This is a genomic window from Trinickia terrae (assembly GCF_005144415.1).
GTDB lineage: Bacteria > Pseudomonadota > Gammaproteobacteria > Burkholderiales > Burkholderiaceae > Trinickia_A > Trinickia_A terrae.
Genome location: NZ_SWJE01000003.1, coordinates 495,958 through 522,011, shown reverse-complemented (window position 1 = coordinate 522,011; position 26,054 = coordinate 495,958). Strand labels below are relative to the sequence as shown.

The 26,054-nt window shown below is 67.7% G+C and carries 24 protein-coding genes; 2 read left to right on the top strand and 22 right to left on the bottom strand.

Annotated features, from left to right (window positions below; translation table 11 throughout):
* Window positions 1–49 precede the first annotated feature (49 nt).
* The 22 genes from FAZ69_RS07580 to FAZ69_RS07475 form a co-directional block, all read right to left on the bottom strand.
* Window positions 50–358: a hypothetical protein gene (locus tag FAZ69_RS07580; RefSeq protein ID WP_136893324.1), complete on the bottom strand. Its 309-nt coding sequence runs from the start codon at window positions 356–358 to the stop codon at window positions 50–52.
* Window position 359: 1 nt separating this feature from the next.
* The gene (locus tag FAZ69_RS07575) at window positions 360–776 is read right to left on the bottom strand and encodes a hypothetical protein (protein WP_136893323.1); all 417 of its coding nucleotides are present in this window, start codon (window positions 774–776) and stop codon (window positions 360–362) included.
* Between the two features lie 5 nt (window positions 777–781).
* Entirely contained in the window at window positions 782–1,045 is a 264-nt protein-coding gene (locus FAZ69_RS07570; protein ID WP_136893322.1) for a hypothetical protein, read from the bottom strand.
* A 501-nt stretch (window positions 1,046–1,546) separates the two neighbouring features.
* The gene (locus tag FAZ69_RS07565; RefSeq protein ID WP_136893321.1) at window positions 1,547–2,032 is read right to left on the bottom strand and encodes a hypothetical protein; all 486 of its coding nucleotides are present in this window, start codon (window positions 2,030–2,032) and stop codon (window positions 1,547–1,549) included.
* Window positions 2,029–2,502 (bottom strand): hypothetical protein, encoded by a 474-nt coding sequence (locus tag FAZ69_RS07560; protein WP_136893320.1) that lies wholly within the window; start codon window positions 2,500–2,502, stop codon window positions 2,029–2,031. Before FAZ69_RS07560 ends, FAZ69_RS07565 begins: the two co-directional genes overlap by 4 nt.
* 3 nt (window positions 2,503–2,505) lie before the next feature.
* Window positions 2,506–2,847, bottom strand: coding sequence for a hypothetical protein (locus tag FAZ69_RS07555; RefSeq protein WP_136893319.1), 342 nt, complete (start codon window positions 2,845–2,847; stop codon window positions 2,506–2,508).
* Window positions 2,848–3,012: 165 nt separating this feature from the next.
* Complete coding sequence (locus FAZ69_RS07550; protein ID WP_136893318.1) at window positions 3,013–5,124, bottom strand: site-2 protease family protein; 2,112 nt, start codon at window positions 5,122–5,124, stop codon at window positions 3,013–3,015.
* Between the two features lie 49 nt (window positions 5,125–5,173).
* Window positions 5,174–6,646, bottom strand: a complete 1,473-nt coding sequence (locus tag FAZ69_RS07545) for an efflux RND transporter periplasmic adaptor subunit (RefSeq protein WP_136893317.1) — start codon at window positions 6,644–6,646, stop codon at window positions 5,174–5,176.
* 8 nt (window positions 6,647–6,654) lie between these two features.
* Complete coding sequence (locus FAZ69_RS07540; protein WP_240702139.1) at window positions 6,655–7,416, bottom strand: efflux RND transporter periplasmic adaptor subunit; 762 nt, start codon at window positions 7,414–7,416, stop codon at window positions 6,655–6,657.
* Window positions 7,417–7,463: 47 nt separating this feature from the next.
* On the bottom strand, window positions 7,464–8,840 hold the full coding sequence (locus tag FAZ69_RS07535) for a TolC family protein (RefSeq protein WP_439654753.1): 1,377 nt from the start codon (window positions 8,838–8,840) through the stop codon (window positions 7,464–7,466).
* A gap of 202 nt (window positions 8,841–9,042) precedes the next feature.
* The gene (locus FAZ69_RS07530; RefSeq protein WP_136893315.1) at window positions 9,043–16,257 is read right to left on the bottom strand and encodes a DUF4347 domain-containing protein; all 7,215 of its coding nucleotides are present in this window, start codon (window positions 16,255–16,257) and stop codon (window positions 9,043–9,045) included.
* A gap of 56 nt (window positions 16,258–16,313) precedes the next feature.
* Window positions 16,314–16,925 (bottom strand): phage tail protein, encoded by a 612-nt coding sequence (locus tag FAZ69_RS07525; protein WP_136893314.1) that lies wholly within the window; start codon window positions 16,923–16,925, stop codon window positions 16,314–16,316.
* Window positions 16,926–16,950: 25 nt separating this feature from the next.
* The gene (locus tag FAZ69_RS07520) at window positions 16,951–17,292 is read right to left on the bottom strand and encodes a DUF6916 family protein (RefSeq protein WP_136893313.1); all 342 of its coding nucleotides are present in this window, start codon (window positions 17,290–17,292) and stop codon (window positions 16,951–16,953) included.
* 110 nt (window positions 17,293–17,402) lie between these two features.
* Window positions 17,403–17,912 carry a GNAT family N-acetyltransferase gene (locus FAZ69_RS07515; RefSeq protein WP_169708585.1) on the bottom strand — a complete coding sequence of 170 codons (510 nt, stop codon included), beginning with the start codon at window positions 17,910–17,912 and terminating at the stop codon, window positions 17,403–17,405.
* 708 nt (window positions 17,913–18,620) lie between these two features.
* Window positions 18,621–18,839, bottom strand: coding sequence for a YXWGXW repeat-containing protein (locus FAZ69_RS07510; RefSeq protein ID WP_240702137.1), 219 nt, complete (start codon window positions 18,837–18,839; stop codon window positions 18,621–18,623).
* 86 nt (window positions 18,840–18,925) lie between these two features.
* The gene (locus FAZ69_RS07505) at window positions 18,926–20,101 is read right to left on the bottom strand and encodes a DUF1501 domain-containing protein (RefSeq protein ID WP_169708584.1); all 1,176 of its coding nucleotides are present in this window, start codon (window positions 20,099–20,101) and stop codon (window positions 18,926–18,928) included.
* On the bottom strand, window positions 20,098–21,561 hold the full coding sequence (locus FAZ69_RS07500; protein WP_136893310.1) for a DUF1800 domain-containing protein: 1,464 nt from the start codon (window positions 21,559–21,561) through the stop codon (window positions 20,098–20,100). Before FAZ69_RS07500 ends, FAZ69_RS07505 begins: the two co-directional genes overlap by 4 nt.
* Window positions 21,562–21,634: 73 nt before the next feature.
* Window positions 21,635–22,132 (bottom strand): periplasmic heavy metal sensor, encoded by a 498-nt coding sequence (locus FAZ69_RS07495; RefSeq protein WP_136893309.1) that lies wholly within the window; start codon window positions 22,130–22,132, stop codon window positions 21,635–21,637.
* Window positions 22,129–22,563, bottom strand: a complete 435-nt coding sequence (locus FAZ69_RS07490) for a hypothetical protein (protein ID WP_136893308.1) — start codon at window positions 22,561–22,563, stop codon at window positions 22,129–22,131. The genes FAZ69_RS07495 and FAZ69_RS07490 overlap by 4 nt, the downstream gene beginning before the upstream one ends.
* Window positions 22,560–23,168 (bottom strand): RNA polymerase sigma factor, encoded by a 609-nt coding sequence (locus FAZ69_RS07485; RefSeq protein ID WP_136893307.1) that lies wholly within the window; start codon window positions 23,166–23,168, stop codon window positions 22,560–22,562. Before FAZ69_RS07485 ends, FAZ69_RS07490 begins: the two co-directional genes overlap by 4 nt.
* Window positions 23,169–23,206: 38 nt before the next feature.
* Window positions 23,207–23,506: a YXWGXW repeat-containing protein gene (locus FAZ69_RS07480; RefSeq protein WP_136893306.1), complete on the bottom strand. Its 300-nt coding sequence runs from the start codon at window positions 23,504–23,506 to the stop codon at window positions 23,207–23,209.
* 92 nt (window positions 23,507–23,598) lie between these two features.
* On the bottom strand, window positions 23,599–23,811 hold the full coding sequence (locus FAZ69_RS07475; RefSeq protein ID WP_136893305.1) for a DUF3820 family protein: 213 nt from the start codon (window positions 23,809–23,811) through the stop codon (window positions 23,599–23,601).
* A 285-nt stretch (window positions 23,812–24,096) separates the two neighbouring features.
* Here FAZ69_RS07475 and FAZ69_RS07470 point away from each other — a divergent pair, with 285 nt between their 5' ends.
* Window positions 24,097–24,312, top strand: coding sequence for a DUF3311 domain-containing protein (locus tag FAZ69_RS07470; RefSeq protein ID WP_136893304.1), 216 nt, complete (start codon window positions 24,097–24,099; stop codon window positions 24,310–24,312).
* Window positions 24,309–25,787 (top strand): sodium:solute symporter family protein, encoded by a 1,479-nt coding sequence (locus tag FAZ69_RS07465; protein WP_136893303.1) that lies wholly within the window; start codon window positions 24,309–24,311, stop codon window positions 25,785–25,787. The genes FAZ69_RS07470 and FAZ69_RS07465 overlap by 4 nt, the downstream gene beginning before the upstream one ends.
* Window positions 25,788–26,054 lie beyond the last annotated feature (267 nt).

The window sequence follows — 26,054 nt, the reverse complement described above, 5'->3', positions numbered from 1 at the left end:
GAATGGCGGGGGGAGGCGATCAGGTGCGCTATGGGGCGATGAAGCGCTGCTATTCCGTGGGCGGCTTCGCAGATGTCCAGTTAATAGGTTGTTCCAGCGTAATGCGCAATCGATCTCGCAGCTCGGGATGTACGGATGCCTGGTTGAGCACGGCTATACCGCCGATTTGACGCAATGCGTCATCAGTAATCGGAGCCGTACTGTCATCCGGCTCGCCAAGGGGCAGATTCATGGCAGATCTGCGCTCAATCTGCCGGTCTATCGCTCCCTTGATTTCGTCTCGATACACCGTGCAGAGTTGGATCTGCTGCGTATCCTCGTTATAAAAAATCACAGTGGCTCGGGAGCGCTTTGTCATTTCAGTAACCTCTACAACGCTGGTAATTTTCGAATGCTGTCTGTTTGCAGACGGCAAAAGCCCGGAAATCTTGGGTCAATGCTCTAATGAAATTGCATTGCTCCAGATCGAATTCGTATTCGCTGAAGCACTCCCCCTCACTTTGCTCGCTCACGCCGCGCGCAGCCAAGACTCGCAGCTCACCACCCTCCGCGGATTCACTGTACTGGAACGACTGCGCATCACCAAGCGGCGTTCCTGTTCCGGGAGAGTATGACGGCGTACCCAGGTTCTGGGGAACGCGGGAACGGTTGCCGTACAGCACCTGGGCGGGCGATGGGGTATCGGACCACGGCGGCGCGGCCGTGCGCACTGCCCGCCCTTTCCGGTCCTCCTGAATGGCTTTGACGCAGGCGCGCAGGTCTCTGTGCTCCGGCACGAAGATCAGACTGCCGTTCCTACCGCATCGAGCACCGCCTCGGCAACTTGGCGCGTATTCATCCGCCAGATCGGACGATGATCGTCGAGGCGACCGAGCAAGGCCCGCAAATCGTGGTCAAAACACGGATCGGAGGTGGGCAGGCCGCTTCGAAGGAACGCCGTCCGGGCCACCTTCATTGCCTGGGCGATGTCCCCGACTTCGTCGGCGGAGACTTCGGCGAAGTGCCGGTTGGTCCCAAAGCAGCAATGCCGTGCCGGGTCGAACATGCACGGATGCTGCACGCTCACATAGACCGGTATCTGAACGCTTCACCAGAAAAGATGAACGTGCTTCCGGTTCTCGCCGTCGTTGTCGTAGTGCGGGCCAAGATAAAACATTCGCAGACGCCTCGCCGTGGTCCGTTGCGCTTGCAACGAGTATTGGCTTGTTGTCCGAAGAATGGTTATCCGATGAGGCGAACCAGCCGCCAAAGGCACGCGTCTTCGTCGGAAAAAGGTAAAACAACGTTACGGCTGGACCGCCCCCTCTCCCGCAAACGCCTACGCCCCGCCCTCGCACTCCAGCACCGACACGAGCCGGGTCAACCCGCGCGCCGCGAGCGGCACGAGCTGCCGCGTGCCGGGCTACTGCTCGGCTGGCACCGGGCCGCCGCAGACGCTCGCGACGGCCGGCTCGTCGAGCGTCGCGATATTCACGCGATCGACGGCCGTCACGCGGCAATGAAGCGTCCCCATCTCGGCCACCGACGCGACGATTGAAATTCGCGGTCACGGCAGTGACGAAGGATCAACCTTCCCGCCTTCAATCACAAAATGTACAAAGTCAGGGTTCGACGCGAACAAACGCCAGTCCTCTTCGCCCGGGATCGCACCCGAGCGAATAACCAGCCATATTCCTCTTGCCAGCGAGATACGCGCATCACCCTTATCGCCTGCCGTAACGCTCTCAACAATCGTTGGGCCATGTGTTACAAGAAGATCGCGAATCCGCCCCGTTGCCGTGCTCGTATTCTCTTCCGAAGTAGCAAAGTCCAAATGGGATGCAAAGATCGCATTACCTTGCTCGATTTGCCAGTCGCACTGAATATGCAGCGCCCACGCACCAACGCGTTTGATCGTGCCTCGGTGCGTCGTTATTTCCCGAAGCGGTCCGAACTGTAGCGTAAGCATATCGGCCGCGTGTCCCACTCCGCTGACGTCAAGCCCGACCAGGACGGAAAGGTGTCGATTTACCTGCTCTTTCGTATCGGTCATTGCGGTTGATCTCCAAACATGTCGAGGGCTCGCTCCAGAATGCCGCGATAGTCAAGGTTGTCTCCCTGTATGTCGTAGTGGAGGCGTCGCGCCTGATCCTGATTCAGGCCAAGCGCCTTAACGACTGCTCTGAATTGCTTGTTTTGCGCCTGATTGTTCCCAGGCATGCCGTCGCCGCCTGCAAGCAATTCAGCGCCTCCATCCGGCATATCGGGCTGATACTCAAACGGCTGCGCATTACCAAGCGGCGTTCCTGTCTCAGGAGAGTATGACGGTGTATCAAGGTTCTGGAGAACATGCGGCGCGTTGCCGTACAGCATCTGAGCAGGCGATGGCGTATCGGATTGCAGCAACGGCGGCGCTGGCACCGGCCGTTCTTTCCGGTTCTCTTGAATGGCCTTGACGCAGGCGCGCAGGTCTGCGTGATCGGGCACAAAGATCAGATCACCATGCTCTACCGCGTCGAGCACGGCTTAGGCAACTTGGCGCGTATTCATCTGCCAGATCGGACGATGATCGTCGAGGCGACCGAGCAAGGCCCGCACATCGTGGTCAAAACACGGATCGGAGGTGGGCAGGCCGCTTCGAAGGAACGCCGTCCGGGCCACCTTCATTGCCTGGGTAATGTCCTTGACTTCGTCGGCGGAAACTTCGGCGAAGTGCCTGTGAGTCCCAAAGCAGTAATGCCGGGCGGGGTCGAGCATGCGCGGATTTTGCACGCTCACATAGATCGGTATCTGAAGGCTTCGCCAGAAAAGATCGACGTGCTTTCGGTTCTCATCGTCACTGTCGTAGTGCGGGCCAAGATAAAACATTCGCGGGAGCCTCGCCGTGGTCCGTTGTGCTAGCAACGGATTGTCAGCCTGCTGCCCGAAGAATATTGGCCTGGCGAACCGGTCTGACCGCCAAAGGCACGAGTTTTCGTAGGACAAAAGTCAAAAACTGTTTCGGTCGCGCGCTAGGTGGTTCTCCCGCAAACCCTACGCCCCGCCCTCGCGCTCCAGCACCGACACGATCCGGCTTACCCCGCGCGCCGCGAGGCTTTCGCGCGCCGACCCGAGCGTGGCGGTGCCGGTGATCTGGCGCGCGAGCGCCTTGTCGCCCTTGCACTCGCCGATGCGCACACGATAGGTCGCCGCGAGCGGCACGAGCTGCCGCGTGCCGGGCTGCAGCTCGGCGGGCACCGGCCCGCCGTAGACGCTCGCGACGGCCGGCTCGTCGAGCGTCGCGATATTCACGCGATCGACGGCCGTCACGCGGCAATGAAGCGTCCCCAACTCGGCCACCGAGGCGACGAACTGCGCGTTGTCGCCGGGCGCGATGCGGCCGACGTCGTCCTCTTCGACGAACGCGTCGCCTTTCACGCCGGCGGGTCCGACCACGTCGAACAGGCGCTCGCCGCGCGGCAGCCAGGCGCCCGGCGCGAGCTCGTCGACGGTCTGCACGGTGCCGTCGAACGGCGCGCGCAGCGTCAATTGCGCGACCTGCGCCTCGAGTCCCGCGACCGATTCGCGCGCCGCGTCCCAGCGTTTTTTCAGCGCGACGCCTTGTTCGAGCAGACGCTGATCGAACGATTGCTGCTCGACTTCCCAACGCAGCATCGCCTCCTCCGTCCGCGCCGCTTTCAGGCGATGCTCGAGATCGGGCGACGCGACGACGGCGAGCACATCGCCCGCATGCACGCGCTGCCCGTCGCGCGCGAGCGCGGTTTGCGCGGAGACGTACCCCGCTTCCGGCGCATAGAGCCCTTGCGCGCGCAGCGGACCGAACACGGCCGGCGCATTGACGCCGCCCTGCCACGGCAGCACGAGCACCGCGAACAGCAGCGCGCCGAGCGCGGCGCTGCGCACGGTCTCGCGGCGCCAGCGCAGCTCCTGGCGGCGGCGCCAGCACGCCATGACTTCGCGCACCACGGGCCGCACGATGAACCAGCCGAACTCGACGCAAAACAGCAGCACGCCGAGCGCCTTGAAAAACGCGTGATAGACGACGAGCGCGATCGAGAAGAACACGACGAGCCGATAGAGCCACGTCGCGAACGAGAACGCGATCAGGAAGCGCCGCCGCGCCGGTGCGCACGGCTCGGGCTGCGGGTCGCCGAGACCGAACAGCCACTCGCGCATGCGCCAGCGTCCGAGCGCGAACGCGCGATCGTGCAGGTTCGGCATGTTGAGCCAGTCCGACAGCAGGAAATACCCGTCGAAGCGCATGAACGGGCTCGCGTTGATCGTGAGCGTGCCGATCCAGGTCGTGGTGGCGAGCAGGAACGCGCCCGCGCGCACCGGGCCGTCCGGCAGCAGGCTCCACGCGAGCGTCGCGAACGCGGCGAGCGCAAGCTCGCTCAACATGCCCGCCGCGCCGATGCGCAGGCGATCGAGGCGATCGGGGACTTTCCAGGCCTCGGTGGTGTCGGTGTAGAGCACCGGCAGCATCACGAGCAGGGCGACGCCCATCGTCGGCACGCGGCAGCCGTAGCGATACGCCGTGAACGCATGGCCGAACTCGTGCAGCACCTTCGCGAAGCCGAGCGCGAGCCCGATCGCGATGAGACCGCGCAAGTCGGCATAGTCATGGAACGTATGCACGAACTCGTCCCACTGCCGCGACACGAGCGCAAGCCCGAGCACCGCGCAGAGCGCGACCACGGCCCACGACGCAGGCCGGTACGCAAGCTCGGCATAGCGCGCGAAGCGGCGCAGGAACGCCATCGGATGCCAGAGCGGGATGCGGATCATCAGGTAGTGCTTGAGCAGCCACATCGCGTGCGAAAGCCGCCCCGCCGCGGCCGAGGCGGACAGACGGGACGTGTCCGACGCGCTCTCCGACACCAGCAGGTTCTGCTGGCGCAGCATCTTCACGAGCGCCTCCATATCGGCGGGCTCGACCTTCAGCGTCGTCTGCGCATTGACCGACGCGACGATTGCCTGCGCATCGTCGAGCGCCCAGCGCGAGAGCATCTCGAACGCGGGCCAGCCGAGCTGGAAGAAGCGGTTGCCCGCCGGGTCGTGCAGCATCCAGGTCGGCGCGCCGTCGGGGGTCGCGGCGCCGCGCGTCAAAGTCAGTTCCTGGCGCAGTTGGGGAAGGCGTGGCATCGGGGGCGTTGGGCTGGCGGGCGTTGGGCGATGAGTTCGATGAGGGGCGCTACCAGCCGAGCCACTGCCGCGCGGTCGTCAGCGGACGCCGCAACAGGTAGTACGCGAGCGGCACCCAGCGGCCGTGAATGCGCGCCGTCCCCATCACGCCGAGCACGGGCCGCGCGCCGCTTCCCGTGAAGGTCGCTTTCACGCGGTAGGCGAGCACGCCGTCGGGTGTCGGCTCGGCCCGGTAGGCGACGGTGTCGATGCGTGCGTCGTAGGCGGTGAGCGGCGAGCTCTTCGGATAGAGCGTCAGCGCCGCGCCCGGCTTCACGTCGACGTCGTCGGCCACCGGCAGCGAGACGGTGAGCTCGACATTGGCGGGATCGGCGAGCAGCATCACTTTCTCGCCGACCGATACCGCCTTGCCGTTCCAGTCGTTCGGATCGGCGAACACCGCGACGCCCGCGCGCGCCGCCGTCACTTGCACCCGGGCCAGTTCGCGCGCGGTGTAGTCGAGCTCGACCTGGCTCTCGTCGAGCTTGCCGCGGCGCATGACCATGTCCAGGCGGTCCTTGTCGTCGGTGACGGCGAGCTGCGCGGTCTGGCGGTACTCCTCCTGGGCCGTGTCGAAGTTCTTGTTGGCGACCGCGTAGCGCGAGGCGAGCGTTGTCGAATCGAGCGCGAAGAGCGGCGTGCCGGGCGTGACGCGCTGGTTCGGCTGCGTGTAGAGGCGCTCGATCACGCCGTCGAGCGGCGCGCGCACGACGAACGCGTCCCTGGCCGTGACCTCCGCCGGCGCGAGCACCGTAAGCGGCACGGGCACGACGCACAAGAGCGCGAGCCCGGCGAGCGCGCGGCGCCGCACCTTGCCGGGACGCAACAGGAGCTTCGCGCGCGCGGCCAGCGTGGCGCGCGGCGCGAAAGCGGCCAGCGCATGCGCCCAGACCAGCGCGAGTTCGGCGAGCATCACCTCGTCGGTATGCGTCCAGGCGTTGTCGCGCGCGAACACGACGCCGCCGAACGGCCGGCCCGAACGGTCGACGAGCGGCACCCACAGCGCATGCATCGGCCACCACGCGCTCCAGTCAGCGGCGACGCCGTCGGGCAGGTGTGCGGACGTGAAGGCATAGGGACGCTTGGAGGGCGCGGGAGACTGGCCCGCGGCATCGCCGCTCGCGGCGGCCGCCGCGTCCTGCCCTTGCGGCGCGGGCGCCCCCTCGGCCTGAGCGCCATCCGCCGATCCGTCGCCCTGCCCGTCGCGCGACGCCGGCTTCACGAGCGCGCGGAACATCTCGCCGAGCCACTGCACGTACGGCGCGCCGGGATCGCTCTGCGGCAGGCCCGAGACCGCGGCCACGGCGCCCGGCGCATGCGACGGCGCGCGCCACCACGCCGCCTGCCGGTAAGGCACAAGCGAAAGCGTCTCGTTGACGATCGTGAAGCCGAGCGTCTGCTCGTTCTCCGCTTCGCGTGCGCGCGCCGCGAGTTGCCACAGCAGCGCGAGATCGCCTGCTTCGATGCGTACGGGGGCGTTCATGGCGCTATCTACTTGCTCGCGAAGCTCGCCCAGCCGCTCATGCCGGGCAGCAGCTCGGGCGCGTGGCCGTCGAGCGCGGCGGTCACGTCGACGGTCTGCGTGACCGGGTCCACCCGCGCGCCGACGCGCGCGACGCTCGCCGGATAGGTCTTGCCGACCTCGTCGACATGCACCGTCAGCGCATGGCCCGGCTTGAGCCACGCGAGCCATTTCGACGGCACGATCATCCTGAGTTCGAGATGGCTCGTATCGACGATGGTCAGGATCGGCTTGCCGGCCTCCGCGAACTGCTGGGCGGCGGCGGTGCGCTTGGCGACGCGTCCGTCGAACGGCGCGGCGATCACGCACTTGCGGACCGTCGCCTGCATGTAGGCGACTTCGGCGGCGCTCGCCTTGGCTTTCGCGCGGGCTTCGTCGACGTCGATCTCGCCGATCGAATGAAGCTGCGAGAGGCGCTCGTCGACGTGATTCAACTGCGCCGCCGCATCGGCCTCGGCCTGCGCCTTGCGCAGCTGCGCGGCGAACAGCGAGCAATCGAGCGAGACGAGCGTCTGGCCCGCGCGAAACGCGTCGCCGTCGCGAAACGGCAGCGACGCGATCTTCGCGCCGATCTCGCTCGAGATCTCAACCTCGTCGCGCGATACCAGCTGAATGCGGATATGCCCGTCGTCACCCTGCGTCAGCGACGCGCCGGGCGCGGCCGCCATCGCGGGCGTGATCGCGGGAGGCGCACCGGGCGCGCCGGGCGGCGCGCTCCAGACCGGTTGCATGCACACACCCACTACCAAGCCGACTGCTGCCGCCAACTGCCGTACTCTCATTGCGTCTTCACTCCGCCTGCCTGGCCGAACGCGGCCCAGCGCTTTTCTTCCATCGCGATCGACTGCTCCACCGCGGCGAGATCGCCGCCCTGGACCTGGCCCGCCGGATCGAGCCCGAGCGACGCAAGCAGCTGCCCATACGCGCTTTCGAGTTCGCCGTAGCTCTGGTACATGCGCAGCTCCGACATCATCGCGCTCGTGGCCGCGCGAATCTCTTCGAGCTTGCCCTGGGCGTTCGCGACCGTCGCGTTGTGCGTGTGCTGGAGGATCTGCTGGTCGACGTCGTTCATCTGCTTGAACAGGTCGAACTGGCGTTGCCGGGCGGAGAGCTCGGCCTGCGCGACGTGCACTTGCGTGAGCACCGCCATCGACAGCGCGAGCCGCTGCGCGTGCGCGACATCGAGCTGCGCATTGGCCATGCCGCGGATGTTCTTCGCATTGAGCACGTTGAGCAGGTTCCAGCTCACATTGAGGCCGGCCGCCTGCCACCAGTGGTAGTAGAAGAAGCTGTTGCTGTCGTAGTGCGTGCCGAGCTGGAGTTCGATGCCCGGCAGCAGCTTCGCCATCGCCTTGTGCGTCTCGTTGACGCCGATGCGCTCGTTGTAGCGCGCCTCGATGAGCTCCGGCCGGCGCTCGAGCGCCGTCTCTTCCATCTGCTCGATCGGCATGCCGAACGCCGGCACGTCGAACCCTTGCGGCGGGGCGAGCGTAAAGTCGCTGCCCGGCGCGACGTTCATCAGCGAGGCAAGACGCGGCTTCGCCTCTTCGAGCTGGTCGCGCACCTGCTCGAGCTGCCGCATGATGTCGAGCAGCGCATGCTGGTAATTGAGCGTATCGAGCGGCGAGCGCAGGCCTTCCTGCTGCGACTGGCGCGAGTCTTCGAGCGCCTTCTTCGCCTGATCGAGAAGCGGCCCGATGCGGTCGTGCATCCGCTGCGCGCCGGCCGCTTCCCAGTAGGCCTCGCGCACCTGCTGCATCATCAGCTGCACGACCTTGCGCCGCCGCTGCTCGAGCACGAGCACGCGGTCCGCCTGCTCCTTCGCCTCGAAGTAGCTGACGCCGAAATCGAGCAGGTTCCAAGAGAACGCGAAGTCGGCGGTATGCTCGACCTTGTCCGTCGAGTACGACTGCGGCACCGTTTGCGCGCTCGAAAAGAGACTCTGCGACGACGACGCGAGCGGCACGCTGCGCGCCGTGTAGCCCGCCGACGTGGTGAGCTGCGGCAGCATGGCGAAGTTGTCGATGTTGAGCTGCGCTTGCCCGAGCGCTTCCTCCATCATCTTCACGCGATGGTCGAGGTTGTAGCGGATCGCGCGCGCCATCGCCTCGTCGAGCGTCACGGGCCCGGTGATCGGCGGCTGGTCGGTGAACATCGCCGTATGGTCGGCATGGGCGGCCTGCGTGCGCTCGGCGTCGGTGAAGGGCGCCGGATGGATCGCGCAGCCGGACAGCCACAGCGCGGTAACGGAAAGCGCGATCAGCGAAAGACGCGGCGCTCGCGAAATAACGGTCGAAGGTTTCACTTCGGCGACTTCCTTTGTCGATGGTATAGGTGTTGGGGAAACGTGCTGAGGATCATGCGCGGTGCTCCGTTGCGGCAGGCGCAGCCGCCGTGGCGGCGGCCGCGGCCGGCCGCGCCACGTGCAGCGCGGCGCGCGCCTGCGCGAACTGCTGCGCGAGCGAAGGCTTGCCGGCCGGCAGCGGCGCCTGCCCGCGGTCGCGCGAGACGAGCGGCGCGAGCGCGTTGCGCGACGCGTGCGCCGGCGGATGCGCGCCGTGACCCTGGTGCGGCGACGCGTGGTCCGTATGGCGGCCGCTCGGCGCCAACACGACTTCGTTCTGCACGACGTTGCCGGCCGCGTCGCGTTGCTGCACGACGACGCGGACATCGTGCGCGCCGGCCGGCAGCGATCCGGTGAGCACGCCGTCGGCCGCGTCGTAATGGAGCCACGTGGGCAGCGGGCGGCCGTCGGCGAGCCGCACGGTCACATCCGACATCGCGTTCAGGCGCATGCCGTCGGCGGTCGGCAGCAGGTTCGACAGATTCATCACGAATGCGTGATTCGGCGAGACGTCGTAGTCCACGACCACGGACTGCGGCGCGAACGGCGCGGACGTCGACGTCGACGTCGACGAGTCGAGCGACACCGCGGACACGCTCGTGCGGTCGAGCGAGAATTGCCCGCGTTCCGCGTGCGAATCCGTGAAGGTGATGGTGGGCACGACCGGCGTGGCGCCGACCGCTGCCGGGTGATCGAGCTCGGCGAGCACCGACGGCACGTTCGAGCCGCCATCGTCCGCCGTCTGCGGCGGCGGGCTGTTCTCCGATAGGGCGGGAGGCGGCGGCGGGACCGGCTTGGCGGCGGGCTGATCCTGCGTGGGCTGATCCGGCGTGCCGGCGGCCTGCTGAGCCGCGGCCTGGACGCCGATCGTGACGGAGACCGGCTGGCTTGTCTTGATGCCGTCGCTGACGGCGAAGCTGATCGTGCGGACGCCGGAGACACCCTGCCCCGCTTCGGAGAACTGCACCGATTCGAGCGCCGCGGTCCACTGCGCGAGCGTCGCGGTCCCGCCGCTCGAGCTCAGCGTGAGCACGCCCGTTCCTGCGTCGTACGCACCGGCGATGTTGCCGGTCGCCGCGCTGCCCGCGAACGACAGCACGTCCTGCCCCGGCACGAAGTTGCCGCTCACCGCGACGGTCGCCGACGTGAGCGTCGGGTTGTCGCGATCGCTCACGGTGATGCCGGAACTTGGCGCCACGGACGAGCCGCCGCTGCCGTTGTCGACATAGGTGACGGTGGACGCGCCGGCGCTTTGGAGAATCGGCGTCTGGTCGGTGTCTTGGACAGTGACGGCCTTCGTGGCGAGCACCGAATTTTCCACGCCGTCGTTGACCGTGAAGCTGATCGTGCGCGCCGTCCCGGCCGGCGTGATGGCGCTGTCGGTGTAGAGGATCGAATCAAGCGCGGCGCGCCACTGCGCGAGCGTCGCGCTCAATCCCGGCGAGCTCAGCGACAGCACGCCCGTTCCCGCGTTGTACGAACCGGTGATGTTGCCCATCGACGCGCCGTCGTTGGCGAAGATCAGCGAATCTTCGCTGCCGTGGAATCCGCCCGCGATCGACACCGTCGCCGTGCCGAGCGTCCCGGTGCTCAGGTCCGTGACGGTGAGGCCGGGATCGACTGCCACGGGCGTGGACGTCACGTTGTCGCCGGCGGTGAACGCGGTCGCGCCCGCGCTCGTCGTGACGACGGGCGTCTGGTAGGTGTCGGCCACCGTGACCGTGCGCGTCCCCGTGTTGCTGGCGTTGCCGTTGCTGTCGGTCGCCGTGAAGCTGACCGTGCGCGTCGAGTTGTTCGGCGTGATGGCCGTGTCGGTGTACTGCACCGCGTCGAGCGCCGCCTGCCACTGCGCCGTGGTCGCGCTCGCGCTGCTCGAGGTCAGCGTCAGCACGCCCGTCGTCGCGTTGTACGAGCCCGCGATGTTGCCGAACGTCGCGTTGCTCGTGTTCGTGAACGACAGCACGTCCTCGCCGCTGTGGAAATTGCCCGTGATCGCCACCGTCGCCGAGGCGAACGTCGAGGCGCTGCCGTCGCTCAGGCTCAGCCCCGCGTCGACCGCGACCGGTGTCGATGCGACGTTGTCGCCCGCGGTGAACGCCGCCGGCCCGGAGCTGGCCGTCACGGTCGGCGGGCCCAGCACGTCGACCGTATCGGTGGCCGCCGCGCTGTTCTTGATGCCGTCGTTGACGACGAACGAGATCGTGCGGTTGCCCGGCGTCGCGCTCGCGCCCGCCGAGAACGTGATGGCCGAGAAGGCGTGCGCCCATTGCAACGTGCTCGAAGTCGCCCCTACCGAGGTCAGCGTCAGCACGCCCGTACCCGAGTTGTACGTGGCCGTGATGTTGCCGAACTGCGGGCTGCTCGTGTTCGTGAACGACAGCGTGTCGCCGCTGTGGAAGCCGCTCGTGATCGATACCGTGCCCGTCGACATCGTCGTGTTGTCGAGGTCGCTGACGGTCACGCCGCTGTCGATGTGGACCGCCGTCGTGCCGCCGACGTAGTTCGTGGTGCCGCCCGTCGTGCCCACGATCGGCGTCTGATCGGTGTCCGTCACCGTGACCGTGCGCGACGCCGTGTTGCTGACGTTGCCGATGCTGTCGGTCGCCGTGAAGCTGACCGTGCGCGTCGAGTTGTTCGGCGTGACGGCAATGTCGGTGTACTTCACCGCGTCGAGCGCGGCCTGCCATTGCGCCGTGGTCGCGCTCGCGCTGGCGGAAGTCAGCGTCAGCACGCCTGTCGCGGCGTTGTACGACTCGGCGATGTTACCCATCGTCGAGCCGTTGTTCGTGAACGACAGCACGTCCTCGCCGCTGTGGAAATTGCCCGTGATCGCCACCGTCGCCGAGGCGAACGTCGAGGCGCTGCCGTCGCTCAGGCTTATCCCCGAGTCGACCGCGACCGGTGTCGATGTGACGTTGTCGCCCGCGGTGAACGCCGCCGACCCGGAGCTGGCCGTCACGGTCGGCGGGCCCAGCACGTCGACCGTATCGATGGCCGCCGCGCTGTTCTCGATGCCGTCGTTGACGACGAACGAGATCGTGCGGTTGCCCGGCGTCGCGCTCGCGCCCGCCGAGAACGTGATGGCCGAGAAGGCGTGCGCCCATTGCGCGTCGGAGGCGACCGCGCCCGCCGAGCTCAGCGTCAGCACGCCCGTACCCGAGTTGTAGGAGCCCGTGATGTTGGAGAATTGCGTGCTGTCCGTGTTCGTGAACGACAGCGTGTCGCCGCTGTGGAAGCCGCTCGTGATCGACACCGCGCCCGACGACTGCGTCGTGTTGTCGCGATCGCTGACCGTCACGCTGCCGTCGATCGTGACCGTCCCGGTGCCGCCGACGTAGTTCGTCGTGCCGCCCGTCGTGCTCACGACCGGCGTCTGGTCGATGTCGGCCACCGTCACCGTGCGCGTCGCCGTGCTGCTCGTGTTGCCGTTGCCGTCGGTCACCGAGAAGCTGACCGTGCGCGTCGAGTTGTTCGGCGTGATCGCCGTGTCGGTGTACTTCACCGCGTCGAGCGCCGCCTGCCATTGCGACAGCGTCGCCGAATTCGACGCAGAGGTCAGCGTCAGCACGCCCGTGCCCGAGTTGTACGAGCTGGCGATGTTGCCGAACGTCGTGTTGCTCGTGTTCGTGAACGACAGCACGTCCTCGCCGCTCACGAAGCTGCCCGTGATCGCCACCGTCGCCGAGGCGATCGTCGACGTGCCCGGATCCGTCAGCGTCAGCCCCGAATCCACCGCGACCGGCGTCGAGGTCACGTTGTCGCCCGCGGTGAACGCGGCCGACCCGGGGTCGGTCGTGACGACGGGATCGGGATTGGTGACGTCGACCGTCTTGGTCGCGGCCGTGCTGTTGTTGGTGCCGTCGTTGACGACGAACGACACCGTGCGGTTGCCGTAGGTCGTGCTCGTGCTCGAAAACTTGACGGCTTCGAACGCGCTGGCCCATTGCGCGTCGGTGGCGCTCGCGCTCGATGAGGTCAGCGTCAGCACGCCCGTGCCCGAGTTGTACGAGCTGGCGATGTTGCCGAATGTCGCGTTGCTCGTGTTCGTGAACGAGAGCGTGTCGCCGCTGTGAAAGCTGCCGGTGATCGACACCGTGCCCGACGACTGCGACGTGTTGTCGAGATCGCTGACGGTCACGCCGCCGTCGACGGTCACAGCCGTCGCGCCGCCGATGTAGCTCGTCGTGCCGCCCGTCGTCGTGACGATCGGCGTCTGGTCGGTGTCGGCCACGGTGACGGTGCGCGTCGCCGTGTTGCTGGTGTTGCCGTTGCTGTCGGTCGCCGTGAAGCTGATCGTGCGCGTCGAGTTGTTCGGCGTGACGGCAATGTCGGTGTACTTCACCGCGTCGAGCGCGGCCTGCCATTGCGCCGTGGTCGCGCTCGCGCTGCTCGAGGTCAGCGTCAGCACGCCCGTGCCCGAGTTGTACGAGCTGGCGATGTTGCCGAATGTCGCGTTGCTCGTGTTCGAGAACGACAGCACGTCCTCGCCGCTGTGGAAATTGCCCGTGATCGCCACCGTCGCCGAGGCGAACGCCGAGGCGCCGCCGTCGCTCAGGCTCAGCCCCGAGTCGACCGCGACCGGCGTCGAGGTCACGTTGTCGCCCGCGACGAACGCGGCCGAGCCGGAGTCGGCCGTCACCGTCGGCGGCGCCAGCACGTCGACGGTCTTCGTCGCGGCCGTGCTGTTGTCGGTGCCGTCGTTGACGACGAACGAGATCGTGCGGTTGCCGTAGGTCGTGCTCGTGCTCGAGAACGTCACCGCATCGAACGCGTTGGCCCATTGCGCGTCGGTGGCGCTCGCGCTCGATGAGGTCAGCGTCAGCACGCCGCCGCTGTACGAAGCCGTGATGTTGCCGAACTGCGTGCTGTCCGTGTTCGTGAACGAGAGCGTGTCGTGGCTGCTGTCGAAACCGCTCGTGATCGTCACCGTGCCCGATGCCTGCGTCGTATTGTCGAAATCGCTGACCGTCACGCCGCCGTCGACGTGGACTCCCGTCGTGCCGCCGACGTAGCTCGTCGTGCCGCCCGTGGTCGTCACGACCGGCGGCGCATCGATGACGTCGACGGTCTTCGTCGCCGCCACGCTGTTGGTGGCGCCGTCGTTGACGGCGAACGAGATCGTGCGGTTGCCGTGAGTCGTGCTCGTGCTCGAGAACGCGACGGCTTCGAGCGCGTGCGTCCATTGCGCGTCGGTGGCGTTCGCGCCCGACGAGGTCAGCGTCAGCACGCCGTTGCTGTACGAGCCCGAGATGTTGCCGAACGTCGTGCTGCTCGTGTTCGAGAACGACAGCACATCGTGGCCGCTGTCGTAGCCGCTCGAGATCGTCACGGTGGCGGAGGCCTGCGTGGTCTGGCTCGGGTCGGTCACGCTCGCGCCGCTGTCGACGGTCGCGGCGCTCGCACCGGCCACGTAGCTCGTCGTGCCGTTCGAGGCCGTCACGATCGGCGGCGAATCGACGTTGACGGTCTTCGCCACGCCCGTGCCCGTCGCCAGGCTGTCGCTGCCCGTGAACGTGATCGTGCGCGCCGACGTGTTCGGGTCGGCCGCGGTGTCGATATAGGTCACGGCGTCGAGCGCGGCCTGCCATTGCGACAACGTCGCCGAATTCCCCGACGAGCTCAGCGTCAGCGTGCCCGCGCTGAACAACGCTGAGATGTTGCCGTAGGTCGTGGCGCTCGTGTTCGTGAACGCGAGCGAGTCCTCGGTGCTGTGATAGTTGCTGCTGATCTGCACCGTCGCCGAGGTGAGCGTCGAGGCTTCGGTGTCGGTCACGGTCAAGCCCGAGTCGACCGTGACCGGCGTGCCCGTGGTGCTGTCGTGTGACGTGAAGGTCGTCGTGCCGCTCGTCGTCGTGACGGTCGGCCCCGTGACCTCGCTGTAAACGATGTGGCCGAGCGTCGGCACCAGGTTGCTGCCCTCGATCGTGAGGCTCGTCACGTCGGCGAAGGCCGAATTGGCCGTCGAAAGACCGACGGTCTGCGTCACGGCGCCGCCGTTCGACGTGGCGCTCACCGACGCCGTCCCGCCGCCCGCGAGGGCCCCGACGAACGTGATGTTGGCGTCGGCGACGCCGTCGAAGTCGAGGCTCGCGATGTTGAACGCCTTGCCGTCGGCCATCGTGATCGTGACAGCCGAGATGCCGCCTATGCCGGCCGAGTCGAACAGCAGCGCGTTGTCGGAGCCGTTTTCGTCGGCCAGCAGCTGCAGGTTCGAATCGGTCGTCACGAGGTTGTCGGCGTTCGCGCCGGTCTTGGTGATCGAGTAGGTGATGCCGTCGAGCGTAAACGACGACGACGACGTGCCGGAGATGTAGCCGCTGTCGTCGGCATTGGTGAACGACTCGACCGTCTGCGTGAGCAGATAGTCGTACCCCTGCTCGGCCGCCTGCGAGAAGACCACGGGCGTCTTCACGTCGCCGACCTCGTACTCGAGCGTCCAGTCGCCGCCGAGCGACGCGGCGCCCGTCAGGTCCGTCGAGGCGGCCACGTTCAGGTGCGTCGCGGCCGCGATCTGCTGGACCAGCGTCCGGCCGTCGGAGCCCGCGGCGACGTCGCAGCCGTAGATCAGGAAGTCGCCGCCCGGCGCCATCGCGGCGCCGATCTGCGCGAGCTCGGCGCTGTACTGCGAAAGGTCGGCCGAATCGAGCACCGTCGAGCCCGCCTGCACCTGGCCTTCCGAGCCGTGCGAGAGGAGGTGGATCGCCTGGACGCCCGGGTGCTGCTCGAGGTACTGCGCGATCTGCGCGAGACCGTCGGTGTTCGGATTGAGCACGACATAGACCGTGCCGGCCGGCAGGCCCGTGATCAGCTCCTGATAGTCGGTTACGTTCGAGTCGATGAAGACGACCTGCTTTTCCGGTGACGCGCTCGCGGCGGAGGTATCCGTGGCGGGGGTGGTGGCCGTGCTCTGCGTCTGTGCGTTCTGCTGGGTCTTCTGAGTCTGCTGGCTTTGCTGGTTCTGCTGGTTCTGCTGGTTCTGCTGACTCCGATGGTGCTCATGACTGCCCGGCGTCACGCCTTCACCCGGCACCGCGGCGGAGTTCGTCTCGGCGCTGCTGTCCACATGGTGATGGCCGGTCTCGGCGTGATGGGCGGCGGGCGCCGCCACCGATGCCTCGTAGACGATGCGCGGCTCGAGCGCGAGCATGAGCGGCGCGCGCGCCACCGACGGCGCGCGCGATGCCGGCTGCCCGGCGAACAGTTTGAAGAGCGTGTGGACCAGCTTCATTTAAGTGATTCTCCGAAACAGGCCGCCGGCGCGTCGCGCCGGCGGCGCTGCGATCCCTACCCGCGGCTCGGGTAGATGCCTTGCAGGGCGACGATGCAAGTCAGGCCCAGAAACGGATTGCGCGTCTCAAACGGCTGGCCGAGGCCCGCCGTGCCGATCTGCACCGTCGGCGCCGTGGTCGTGAACGGGACGTTGAACGGCTTGAGCGTGGTGGTCGGCGCGGCCGTGCTGTACATATCGCTGGCACGCCCGCTCGCGCTGGCCGGCCCGAGCACCGTAGTGGGCCCAGGCACCGCGCCCTCGCCCGTCGTCGCCGTCGTCGCCGGAATCGCCACCGAGATGGTCCCCGACCCGCCGCCCGTCGTCGTCACGGCGTGCGTGTGCGTCGGCAACTGGGTGTTCGTCAGCTGGACGGCCTCGACGCCGCCCACCTCACCCGGCTCGATCGCCGCCAGCCCGGGCCCGGTGCCCGTGCCCACCGGGCTGCGGCCGCGCAGGTCGGGCAGGCCGAAGGTCGCCCGGCCGTCGCCGCCGTACGTCGTGCCGAACAGCGCGAACAGCGCCTGGTTCTGCGAGACGGAAATCAACTGGCCCTGGGCCAAAGCCCAGCCATAGGGCGCGAAAGTGAAACCGACCATGCGGATTTCACCCAGGAATGGTTCGCTCATCACAGCCTCCTCGGAGTAGATGGAACTACGTGCTGCGGGGGATATCTCCGGCTTGCCCGTCCGGAGTGGAAGAACGCAGGCAATGCATGACCGCGGTCAGCGTGGCGTGTCCGTCTGCGGGCCTCGTGGGCGTCGCGAGCAGATCCCATGCGTCGCCGCCGGGCGCGGTGATGCGGAACACGGCTTGGGGAAGATGCACGCCGAACGGCAACTGGAAAATGGCGGAGTAGCAGACGTAGTCGTCGTCCATCGGAACGCCGAGCGGCGCCGCGACGAGGTGCGCCTCGACGGCGCCGCCGTCCGGCAGAGCGAACGCGAACGGCTGCCCGATCGCCGCAACGAGCGCGGCATGCGTGGGTACTGACATCTCGAAAGCCCCCGTTTCGTGGGTCCGGATCGCTCCGGTTGTGGTTATCTGCTTCTATTCGCGCGCCGCGCCGTTGCCTTGGCCCGGCGCCGCGTGCTGCAACTGCAACGCTATGCCGCGCCGGCGGCGAACCCCGGCAGCGGCTCGGGCTCGTCGCCGCCGAACGGCGCGGCGTCCCGGCGCATCTGCTCGTAGACGCCGTTCTCGCCGACCGGCACGAAGCCGAGCCGGCGATACAGCGAGCGCACCGGGTTGTCGAACTCGACGTGGAGGCACATCGGTATCGCCCGGCGCGCCGCCTCGGCGACGAGCACGCGCATGAGCCGCGTGCCGATGCCCGCGCCACGCCACGCCGGCAGCAGCGCGATATCGATCACGTGCGCCTCGCGGCCGCTCCAGTCGTGGTAGAGACGGCCGATCGCGGTCCCGCCGCTCAGCACGACGTCGAAGCGCCCGTGCGGGTAGTGGCGGTGGTAGTAGGCGTCCTGCGTGGTGAATTGCCCGGCGAGCAAAGTGTGAATCTCGGTGGGGCTCCAACCCGCGCTGGCGAACTCGGCCGTGCGCGTGCTCGCATAGACGGCGTGAAGGAAATCCCGATCCGATGCCGTCGATGCGCGCAAGCCAACATCGTCGCGCGCTTTATCGACTGGAAATCGGGACGCAAAAACGGGCGGACTGCTCGAATCAGTCAGGTAATTTTTCATTTCCCTCATGCCCTGGTGGAACAACCGATTGTTATTCAATAATTCTTTTGTCTGATGGTAGTCGAGTAGAAATTACGGTGCAATCGCGCTGTATTGAATCAGGGTCGGGAGTTTCCCTCATCATGTTTGCGGAAGTATGTCTCCGCAAACGCTCGGAAACTGAACAGGTGTGCGGATCCGCCGACATCACAAGGATTTTGAAAGAATCCGGAAGATGCAAGTAGTGCGATCATACGCATCTGATCGCACCAATGGATAATGCGCGCTGCGTATTTTTTCAATGCGTCGCCGCCAATGAAATTGATTTGGCTGGAACGCGAATAGTCTATCCACCGGCAAAAATTCGCATAAAAACTGAGTTCGCCGGGCGCGCAAACGTATGCGCGCCGTTATATGCCGCAATCTTCCTGGATTGGGATGACTGAATAGGCGCGTCGGCGCGCTCCATCACATCGTCTTTTCGGCAACCCGCTTCAAAAATCCGCTTCTACCAGACGCACGATACGCAGTCGCTGCGTCCGCTCTGACGGATTCGAGGTCCGGCAGGCGCGCAACAAAAAGGCCCCGGCAAACATCCCTGCCGGAGCCTTGGTAACGATTACAACGGTTACCTGCCGTCTGCGGTCAATCCTGCACCCAATATCCTCTGACCCATACCCAGCGGCCGTCGGCCCATACATAGCGCCCATGGACCCAGTGGTAGCCGGACGCGGGAGGCGGCGGCCTCACTTCGGCCACCGGCGCCGGCTGCGGCGGATGCGCCGGCGGCACGACGCAGCCCGGCAGCACGGCTGCGCAGACAATCGCCACAGCCGTCGCCCTCAACAGCAATCCTGTCTTCATGCTCTGCCTCCCCGCGTTCATTTTCACAATCGGTCCGCCGCCGCGGCCACGCCGTTCCTGCGGCAATGTGCAATCCCAGGCCCCCGTCAGCCCCTGATCAATCCTTCCATCGGCCTGAAGCCGCCGCCACTCCCCGTGCCGCCCGCTTGCCCGAACAGCGCCGGCGCCGTGCGCTGCGGATCGAGCCGCAGGCTCTCGCTCGCCGCGCCGGCGATCAACGTATCGAGCGCCGCCGTGGGCTTCAGATCGCGGCCCTGGTAGAGGTCGCCTGGCCGCAACCCCGGCCAGTCCGCCACCACGCGCCCGCCCTTCACCGCGCCGCCGATCAGCATCGCCGCCGCCCCGGTGCCGTGGTCGGTGCCGCCCGTGCCGTTGGCGGCCGCGGTGCGGCCGAACTCGGTGGCGACCAGCACCGTCGTCTTGCCCCACACCGGCCCGAGGCTGTCGCGCAGCGACGCGAGCATCGCATCGAGCGACTTCAGCTGGTTGGCGAGGCGCGCGTTCTGCGCGCTGTGCGTATCCCAGCCGCCTGTCTCGATCATCGCGATGCGCGGACCGTCGTCCTTCGCGAGGAAGCCTGCCGCGAGCTTGCCGAGGCTCGCCGGATCCTGGCGCGCGCCCGCGTCGCCGGCCAGCCCGCGCGCCATCAGCGCTTCCCGCCAGAGCGGGCGCAGCTGCGCATCCTGCTCGTAGAGCTCCGAGACGCGCGCCAGCAGGTCGTCGGGCGCGGCCGGCAGCGCCGACGGCGCATACGACGCCACCTCGACCTTGCCGCGCAGCGCCATCGGCACCGTGGGCGCCAACGCGATCGCTTGCGCGCGGCTCGGGGGCAGCAGGCCGGCGAGGCGATTGAGCCACCCGTCGCGGACCTGGTACGGCGCCGCGCCGCCCGTCTCGAGCACGTTTTGTCCGTCGAAATGCGAGCGATCCCGGTAGGGTGAAGCTACGGCATGCACGAACAGTGCCTGACCGGACGCGTACATCTTCGCCGTCTCGGCGAGCGACGGATGCAGCGCGAACATGCCGTCGAGCTTGACCGCCGCCGAGGCGTCGATCGCGAGCGCGCCGCGCAAGCCGGCATAGGCGGGATCGGCATACGGGACGACGATGTTCAGGCCGTCCGCGGCGCCGCGCTGGATCACGAAGACGAAGCGCCGGTCGGTCTCGGCGCTCGCGAACACGATGCGCGGCGCCACCAGCATCGCGCCGGCGCCGGCGGCCGTGAGGCTCAGGAATTGGCGGCGGGAGGTCATCGTCTTCATCTCCGTTGAAAGTCGGGGGACACGAGCAGCAGCGCGACCGCGGTCGGCACGCTCTCGGCGCGCGAGACCGCGAGCCCGGTCGGCTCGGACAGCGAACCGGCCATCAGCTGCTGGCCGAGCGAGCGCGGGTCGACGCGGTCGCCGTCGCCGGTGATGCCGCCGGCGCGCGCGGCGAGCCGCTGCGCAAGCTCGACGCGGCGCACGAGCGCATCGGGCGCGGCCCAGCTCGCGGCGATGTCGTCGTAGCCCGCAGGCGAGCCCGGCCGCCAGACCGGCTGGCCGAGCTGCGTGAGGATCGGCGCGGCCGGCATAGGCGCGGCCTGCATAGGTGCAGCCTGCGGGTTGCCCATGTCCTCGCGGCCGAGGCCGCGCAGCGACGAGATCGCCCACTCCCACGGTGTCTTGAACTTCGCGGCGACGGGCGACCATGCCTCGGGCGAGTCGATCAGCGCGCGATAGACCGTCGGCAGGTCGCCGCCGCTTTGCTGGAACGCCTGCGCGAGGCGCTCGACCATGGCCGCGGGCGGATTGTCGGAGGCGAAATGGCGCGCGAGCTTGCCGGCGACGTGCCGCGCCGTGGCGGGCGACGCCGCGAGGTCGTGCAGGATCGCGCGCGCCTGGCCCTCGCCGGGCTCGTCGTATGTGCGGCCCATGATCGTGCGCGGCCCCGGCTCGTGGAGCTGCGGACGGAACACGAAGCTGCCCGGCTCGCCTTCCTGACCGAAGCGCTGCGCGACCGCCCCGCCGCCTCGCAGCGGCACGACGCTCCAGCCGGTCAACGCGCGCGCGAACTCGGTCACGTCGTTCTGCGTGTAGCCGGTGCGCACGCCGAGCGTATGCAGCTCCATGATTTCGCGCGCGAGGTTTTCGTTGAGGCCGCGCGGGTTGTCGGGATTGCGCGCGGCGGCGCGCCGCGCGGCTGGACTGTCGGGGCCGGCGGAGCGCGCCTGGTCGAGGAAGAGCTGCATCGCCGGATGGCGCTCGACGGCAACCAGCATGTCCTCGAAGCGGCCCAGCACGTGCGGGCGGATCGCCTCGGCTTCGAACGCGCCCGCGAGCGCGGCGACCTGCGGCTTCTCGGTCGATACCGCGAAGTGGTTCGACCAGAAATGCACGAGCCGCTCGACGAAGGGCGTCGGCGTCGTGAGCGCGCTGTTCACGCGCGCATTCACCGCCGCACGGTAGGTGTCGAGCACTTCGCCGCGCAGCTGCTTTCTGGCGGCAAGCTTGGCGGTTTCGTCGGCGCCCTGGCGCGCCTGCATCTGCGCTTCGCCGAACCGCTGCGCGAGCTGGAGCGTGCCGGGCTGGGCCGCCCAGGCGGGCGGCATCGGCTGGTAGGCGCCGAGCTGCGCGAGCAGCCACGCCTTGGGATCGGCGGGCGGCCGGTCGTCGATGCGCGCGCCGAGCCCGAACCGGTTCAGCGCAATCGCCGCCGGGTTCATTTCGGGTGAATTAGCCATGCTGCCCTCGGGGAGCGGTGGTGAGGATGGTGGTTAAACGGTGGAGGCGGGGAATTTCCGTCGCCGCAACGCCTCACTGGCTCGCCCCCTTCGCCGCACTCGCCGCCTGCGCCTGCCGCCACTGCCCCACCTCCTTCAGGCTGCCCGCAAACTTCACGCGCTCCTCCGGCGTCAGCGTCGCCGCAAAATCAGCGACGCCCTGCTCGACGCGCGTGCGCTGCGCAATATCGGCGTTGCGCGTCTTGGCGAGCGCGGCGTCGAGCGCGGCGCGGTCGAACTGCGGCGCGGCGAGCGCCTGCAGCACCTCGCGCCGTCCTTCGCGGCCTTCGCGCGCTTGATCGCGGACCTCGCGGCGGGCGTCCTTCAGCGCGTCGATGAACTGCTGCTCGCGATCGGAGCCGAGGTTTTCGGCGGCAAAGCGCAACGCGCGCGGCTGCTGTTGCGCCGCGGCCGTCTTCTGCTCGCGATGCTCGGTCAGCAATTGATAGGCGCCGCCCGCCACGCTGCCGAGCAGGAAGACGTTCAAGACGAGCGAGCCGATCAGCACGGCTTTCCAGGCGCGGCCGGTCATTCGCCGCTCCAGTCGGCGGCCGATCCGCCAAAGCTCGTCGGCAGGTACGACGATTCGTGCTCGGGCGGCGGCACACTCCCCGTCACGACGAAGAACGACACGGCAAGCGCCCCCGCCAGCCCGCCCGCGAGCCCCACGCCCGCGAACGCCGCGCCCGACCACCAGACCCGGCTGCGGCGCTTCTTCGCAACCGTGCGGCGCCCTGCCTGCGGAGCCATCTCGACGATGCGCAGGTAAAGCGCGTCGCCGGGCCGCGGCGCTTCATCGCTCGCGAGGCGCGCGTCGAGCCACGCCGATTCGGCCATCAGCGCATCGGCCTCCTGGCGATGCCGCTCGGCCCAGTCCAGGGCGCTCTCGCGTTCCGCGGCCGGCCAGCGGCGCGCTTCGGCGCCATATGCTTCGACGATTGCGCGAAATCTCTCGGGTGTCATGGCATGTCCTTGCTGGATGCGCCTCCCGCCAGCTGCGCGCGCATGCTGCGGCGCGCGCGGGCCAGAAGGCTCTCGAGGGCGTCGACCGAAATGCCCATCAGTCCGGCCGCCTCGAGGTTCGATAGTTCCTGGTAGTAAGTGAGCACGAGCGCCTCGCGCTGCCGCACCGGCAGCGCCGCCAGCGCGGCGCGCACCGCGTCGCCGCGCGAGCGCGCTTCGAGCTCGGCGTCGGGCGCCGCGCGCGGGTCGGCAGCGTCGGGGATCTCGTCCACGAGCGCTTCGCGATGCGCGCGCAGCCGGTCATAGCAGAGGTTCAGCGCGACGCGATGCAGCCACGTGTCGAAGCGGGCTTCGCCCTCTCGCCAGTGCGGCGCTTGTTTCCAGGCCCGCATGAAGGTCTCCTGCGCGACGTCTTCCGCTTCGCCGCGGTCGCCGAGCAGGCGCGCCGCCAGCGCGAGCACGCGCGGCAGCTTGCGCGCGACGAGCGTGCGCACCGCGGCCGGGTCCGCCCGGCCGACGCGCGCGATCAGCTCCGCATCGGGGTCGCCGCCGCCGTGGTCGCGGTCCGGCGGCCGCGCTTGCGCGGGATTTGCCTTCTCCCGCATCAGGGTCCGTTCATGCTCGGAAAGCGCATGGACAGCCCTTACGCCCAATGTCCAGGGATCCACCGCCAGGTTCCGCGGCGCGGCGCCCAATGCCCCGGCACCCAGCGCACGCCGGGACGCCGCATCGGCTGCCAGTGTCCCGGCACCCAGACATAGCCGCCGCGCGCCCAGCGCCAATGGCCGGGGTCCCAGGCATAACCGCCGCGCGGCGGCGGCACGATCTCGGCGCGCGGCGGAGGCGGCGCCATCGGCGCGACGACGACTTGCGCGAATGCGCTGGACGCCGCAAACAGCATCACGGCTGCGGCGACGAGCCGCGCGGCGAGGGAGAGTCTCATGTGTGTCCTCGATCAGTCGGTTGCCGAAAGTGCCTCGTTGCCGGTTGAACGGACGAGGCGCAAAAATCCGTCGCGTGCTGCCACGAAAAAATTCACGTCTTGCGCAACGGATCGAGCAGCGATTTGAGGCCGTTGTGGTCGAGCTCGTGCATGAGCGCAAGCAGGCTCCCGAGCTCGCCGCGCGGAAACCCCTCGCGCGCGAACCAGTTGAGGTAGTGCCCGGGCAGGTCGGCGATGAGCCGGCCTTTGTATTTCCCATACGGCATGACGCGCGTGACCAGCAGTTCCAAGTGTTCCCGATTCATCTCTTCTCGATGTCGCGATATTGCATTGCGTCGTGTTGCATTGCGTCGCCCGCGCCGGCATGACCAACGCGGACAGTTCGTTATCCGATTCGTCGCATTGCTGCGCGGCACGATCCGCATGCGCATCGTGCCGCGCAACACTTTCAAATCACCTTCAGCTTTATTGACGTCCTTTACGCGCGAAACACTTCAGGCATAGAGTCGCACGATCCACTTACGTACCAAAGCCAGGAAAAGTCCATTCGCAAGACGCACTCCCCCATACGCTCGAGGAGAGAGACCACCATGTTGCTCCGGCTGCTCGCCGCCTTGCCGTTCATCGGCATCCTGTTAGGCGTTCCGTTCTTCAACCGCGTCGAACCTCTCGTTCTCGGCATGCCGTTCGTGCTTGCCTGGATCGTGCTCTGGGTCGTGCTGACCGCGTGCATCATGGCGCTCGTCTACCGTCTCGACCCGGCCAACCGCACAGCCGCCGATCAAGCCGGGGAGGTCCGCTCATGAGCAGCGCACTCGTCATCATCGCGCTGGCCGCGCTCCTCGCGCTCGCGCTCGGCGTGCGCGCCAAGCACGGCCACGACATGAGCCTCGAGCAGTGGTCGGTGGGCGGGCGCAGTTTCGGCACCGCGTTCGTGTTCCTGCTGATGGCCGGCGAAATCTACACGACCTTCACGTTCCTCGGCGGCAGCGGCTTCGCGTACGGCAAGGGCGCGGCCGTGTTCTACATCCTGCCCTACGGGACGCTCGCCTACATCTTCTCCTACTGGCTGCTGCCGCCGATCTGGCGCTACGCGAAAGCGAACCGGCTCATCTCGCAGCCGCACTTCCTCGCGAGCAAGTACGCGAGCCCCTCGCTCGGCGTGCTGGTCGCCCTCGTCGACGTGGCCGCGCTGATCCCCTATCTCGTGCTGCAGTTCAAGGGGCTCGGCATCATCGTGTCGACGGCGTCGTACGGCGCGATCTCCTCGGCTGCCGCGATCTGGATCGGCGCGGTGGTGGTCACGGTCTACGTGATCGTCTCGGGCGTGCGCGGCTCGGCGTGGAACTCGGTCGTGAAGGACCTCACGATCCTCGCCGTCGTGCTGTTCCTCGGCATCTATCTGCCGATCCACTACTACGGCGGCCTGGGCTCGATGTTCCAGGCGATCAATGCCGCCAAGCCCGGCTTCCTGACCTTCCCCGACAAGGGCATGAGCGTCGTCTGGTTCCAGTCGACCGTGCTGCTCACCGCGCTCGGCTTCTTCATGTGGCCGCATACGTTCGGCTCGATCTTCACGGCGAAGGACGAACGCATCTTCCGGCGCAACGCCGCGGTGTTGCCGCTCTATCAGCTGATCCTGCTGTTCGTGTTCTTCGTCGGCTTCGCGGCCGTGCTCAAGGTGCCGGGCCTGAAAGGCAGCGATATCGACTTGTCGCTGTTCCACCTCTCGCTCCAGGCCTTCGATCCATGGTTCGTCGGCGTGATCGGCGCGGCGGGCGTGCTGACCGCCCTCGTGCCGGGCTCGATGATCCTCATCACGGCCGCCACGCTGCTCGCCAACGACGTCTATCGCGGCGCGCTCGCCCGCCAGGCCGACGACCGCCAGATCGCCAGGCTCGCGCGCGTGCTCGTGCCGGTGATCGCGCTCGTCGCGGTGTGGTTCACGTTGAAGGGCGGCGAGACCATCGTCGCGCTGCTGCTGATGGGCTACAGCTTCGTCACGCAGCTGTTCCCGGCCGTGCTCTGCAGCCTCGCCGCGCGTAACCGCGTGACCAAGCAAGGAGCGTTCGCGGGCATCGTCGCGGGCGTGGCGGTCGTCGCGGCGACCACGCTGACGAAGACGACCGTCGCACAGCTGTTCCCGTTCCTGCCGGACCGCCTGAAGGACGTCAACATCGGCTTCCTGGCGCTGGCGCTCAATGTGATCGTGCTGATCGTCGTTAGTGCGCTCACGCAGTCGCTCGGGGCCGCGAAGGGGTCGCGCGTGCCTTCGCATTGAAGCATCTGAAGGGGCGCAGGTTTGATGCTTGCTTTCTTTTACGCCGCGGCGTGCCGTACGCGTTGCCCCTCCCCGGGGCGGGGGTCACTTTGGTCTTGCCCAAAGTAACCAAAGGCGTGTCCTGGGCGGACGGCCTTGGCCCGTTAGCACTCAGTCCTGTCTGCGGTAGCGGTCGGGAGCAAGCGCCACCGCGCGCCGTACGGCCCGTTCGCACGTGGCACGTGGTTGCGCAGATACGAATCAAACCCATGCTGGCGGTCAAGAAAA

What these genes read in the sequence shown, in the direction of transcription:
- FAZ69_RS07580 (WP_136893324.1), bottom strand. Translation starts at nt 358, where the DNA reads ATGACAAAGCGCTCCCGAGCCACTGTGATTTTTTATAACGAGGATACG.
- FAZ69_RS07570 (WP_136893322.1), bottom strand. Translation starts at nt 1,045, where the DNA reads ATGTTCGACCCGGCACGGCATTGCTGCTTTGGGACCAACCGGCACTTC.
- FAZ69_RS07565 (WP_136893321.1), bottom strand. Translation starts at nt 2,032, where the DNA reads ATGACCGATACGAAAGAGCAGGTAAATCGACACCTTTCCGTCCTGGTC.
- FAZ69_RS07555 (WP_136893319.1), bottom strand. Translation starts at nt 2,847, where the DNA reads ATGTTTTATCTTGGCCCGCACTACGACAGTGACGATGAGAACCGAAAG.
- FAZ69_RS07550 (WP_136893318.1), bottom strand. Translation starts at nt 5,124, where the DNA reads ATGCCACGCCTTCCCCAACTGCGCCAGGAACTGACTTTGACGCGCGGC.
- FAZ69_RS07545 (WP_136893317.1), bottom strand. Translation starts at nt 6,646, where the DNA reads ATGAACGCCCCCGTACGCATCGAAGCAGGCGATCTCGCGCTGCTGTGG.
- FAZ69_RS07540 (WP_240702139.1), bottom strand. Translation starts at nt 7,416, where the DNA reads ATGCAACCGGTCTGGAGCGCGCCGCCCGGCGCGCCCGGTGCGCCTCCC.
- FAZ69_RS07535 (WP_439654753.1), bottom strand. Translation starts at nt 8,840, where the DNA reads ATGTTCACCGACCAGCCGCCGATCACCGGGCCCGTGACGCTCGACGAG.
- FAZ69_RS07530 (WP_136893315.1), bottom strand. Translation starts at nt 16,257, where the DNA reads ATGAAGCTGGTCCACACGCTCTTCAAACTGTTCGCCGGGCAGCCGGCA.
- FAZ69_RS07525 (WP_136893314.1), bottom strand. Translation starts at nt 16,925, where the DNA reads ATGAGCGAACCATTCCTGGGTGAAATCCGCATGGTCGGTTTCACTTTC.
- FAZ69_RS07520 (WP_136893313.1), bottom strand. Translation starts at nt 17,292, where the DNA reads ATGTCAGTACCCACGCATGCCGCGCTCGTTGCGGCGATCGGGCAGCCG.
- FAZ69_RS07510 (WP_240702137.1), bottom strand. Translation starts at nt 18,839, where the DNA reads ATGAAGACAGGATTGCTGTTGAGGGCGACGGCTGTGGCGATTGTCTGC.
- FAZ69_RS07505 (WP_169708584.1), bottom strand. Translation starts at nt 20,101, where the DNA reads ATGAAGACGATGACCTCCCGCCGCCAATTCCTGAGCCTCACGGCCGCC.
- FAZ69_RS07500 (WP_136893310.1), bottom strand. Translation starts at nt 21,561, where the DNA reads ATGGCTAATTCACCCGAAATGAACCCGGCGGCGATTGCGCTGAACCGG.
- FAZ69_RS07495 (WP_136893309.1), bottom strand. Translation starts at nt 22,132, where the DNA reads ATGACCGGCCGCGCCTGGAAAGCCGTGCTGATCGGCTCGCTCGTCTTG.
- FAZ69_RS07490 (WP_136893308.1), bottom strand. Translation starts at nt 22,563, where the DNA reads ATGACACCCGAGAGATTTCGCGCAATCGTCGAAGCATATGGCGCCGAA.
- FAZ69_RS07485 (WP_136893307.1), bottom strand. Translation starts at nt 23,168, where the DNA reads ATGCGGGAGAAGGCAAATCCCGCGCAAGCGCGGCCGCCGGACCGCGAC.
- FAZ69_RS07480 (WP_136893306.1), bottom strand. Translation starts at nt 23,506, where the DNA reads ATGAGACTCTCCCTCGCCGCGCGGCTCGTCGCCGCAGCCGTGATGCTG.
- FAZ69_RS07475 (WP_136893305.1), bottom strand. Translation starts at nt 23,811, where the DNA reads ATGAATCGGGAACACTTGGAACTGCTGGTCACGCGCGTCATGCCGTAT.
- FAZ69_RS07470 (WP_136893304.1), top strand. Translation starts at nt 24,097, where the DNA reads ATGTTGCTCCGGCTGCTCGCCGCCTTGCCGTTCATCGGCATCCTGTTA.
- FAZ69_RS07465 (WP_136893303.1), top strand. Translation starts at nt 24,309, where the DNA reads ATGAGCAGCGCACTCGTCATCATCGCGCTGGCCGCGCTCCTCGCGCTC.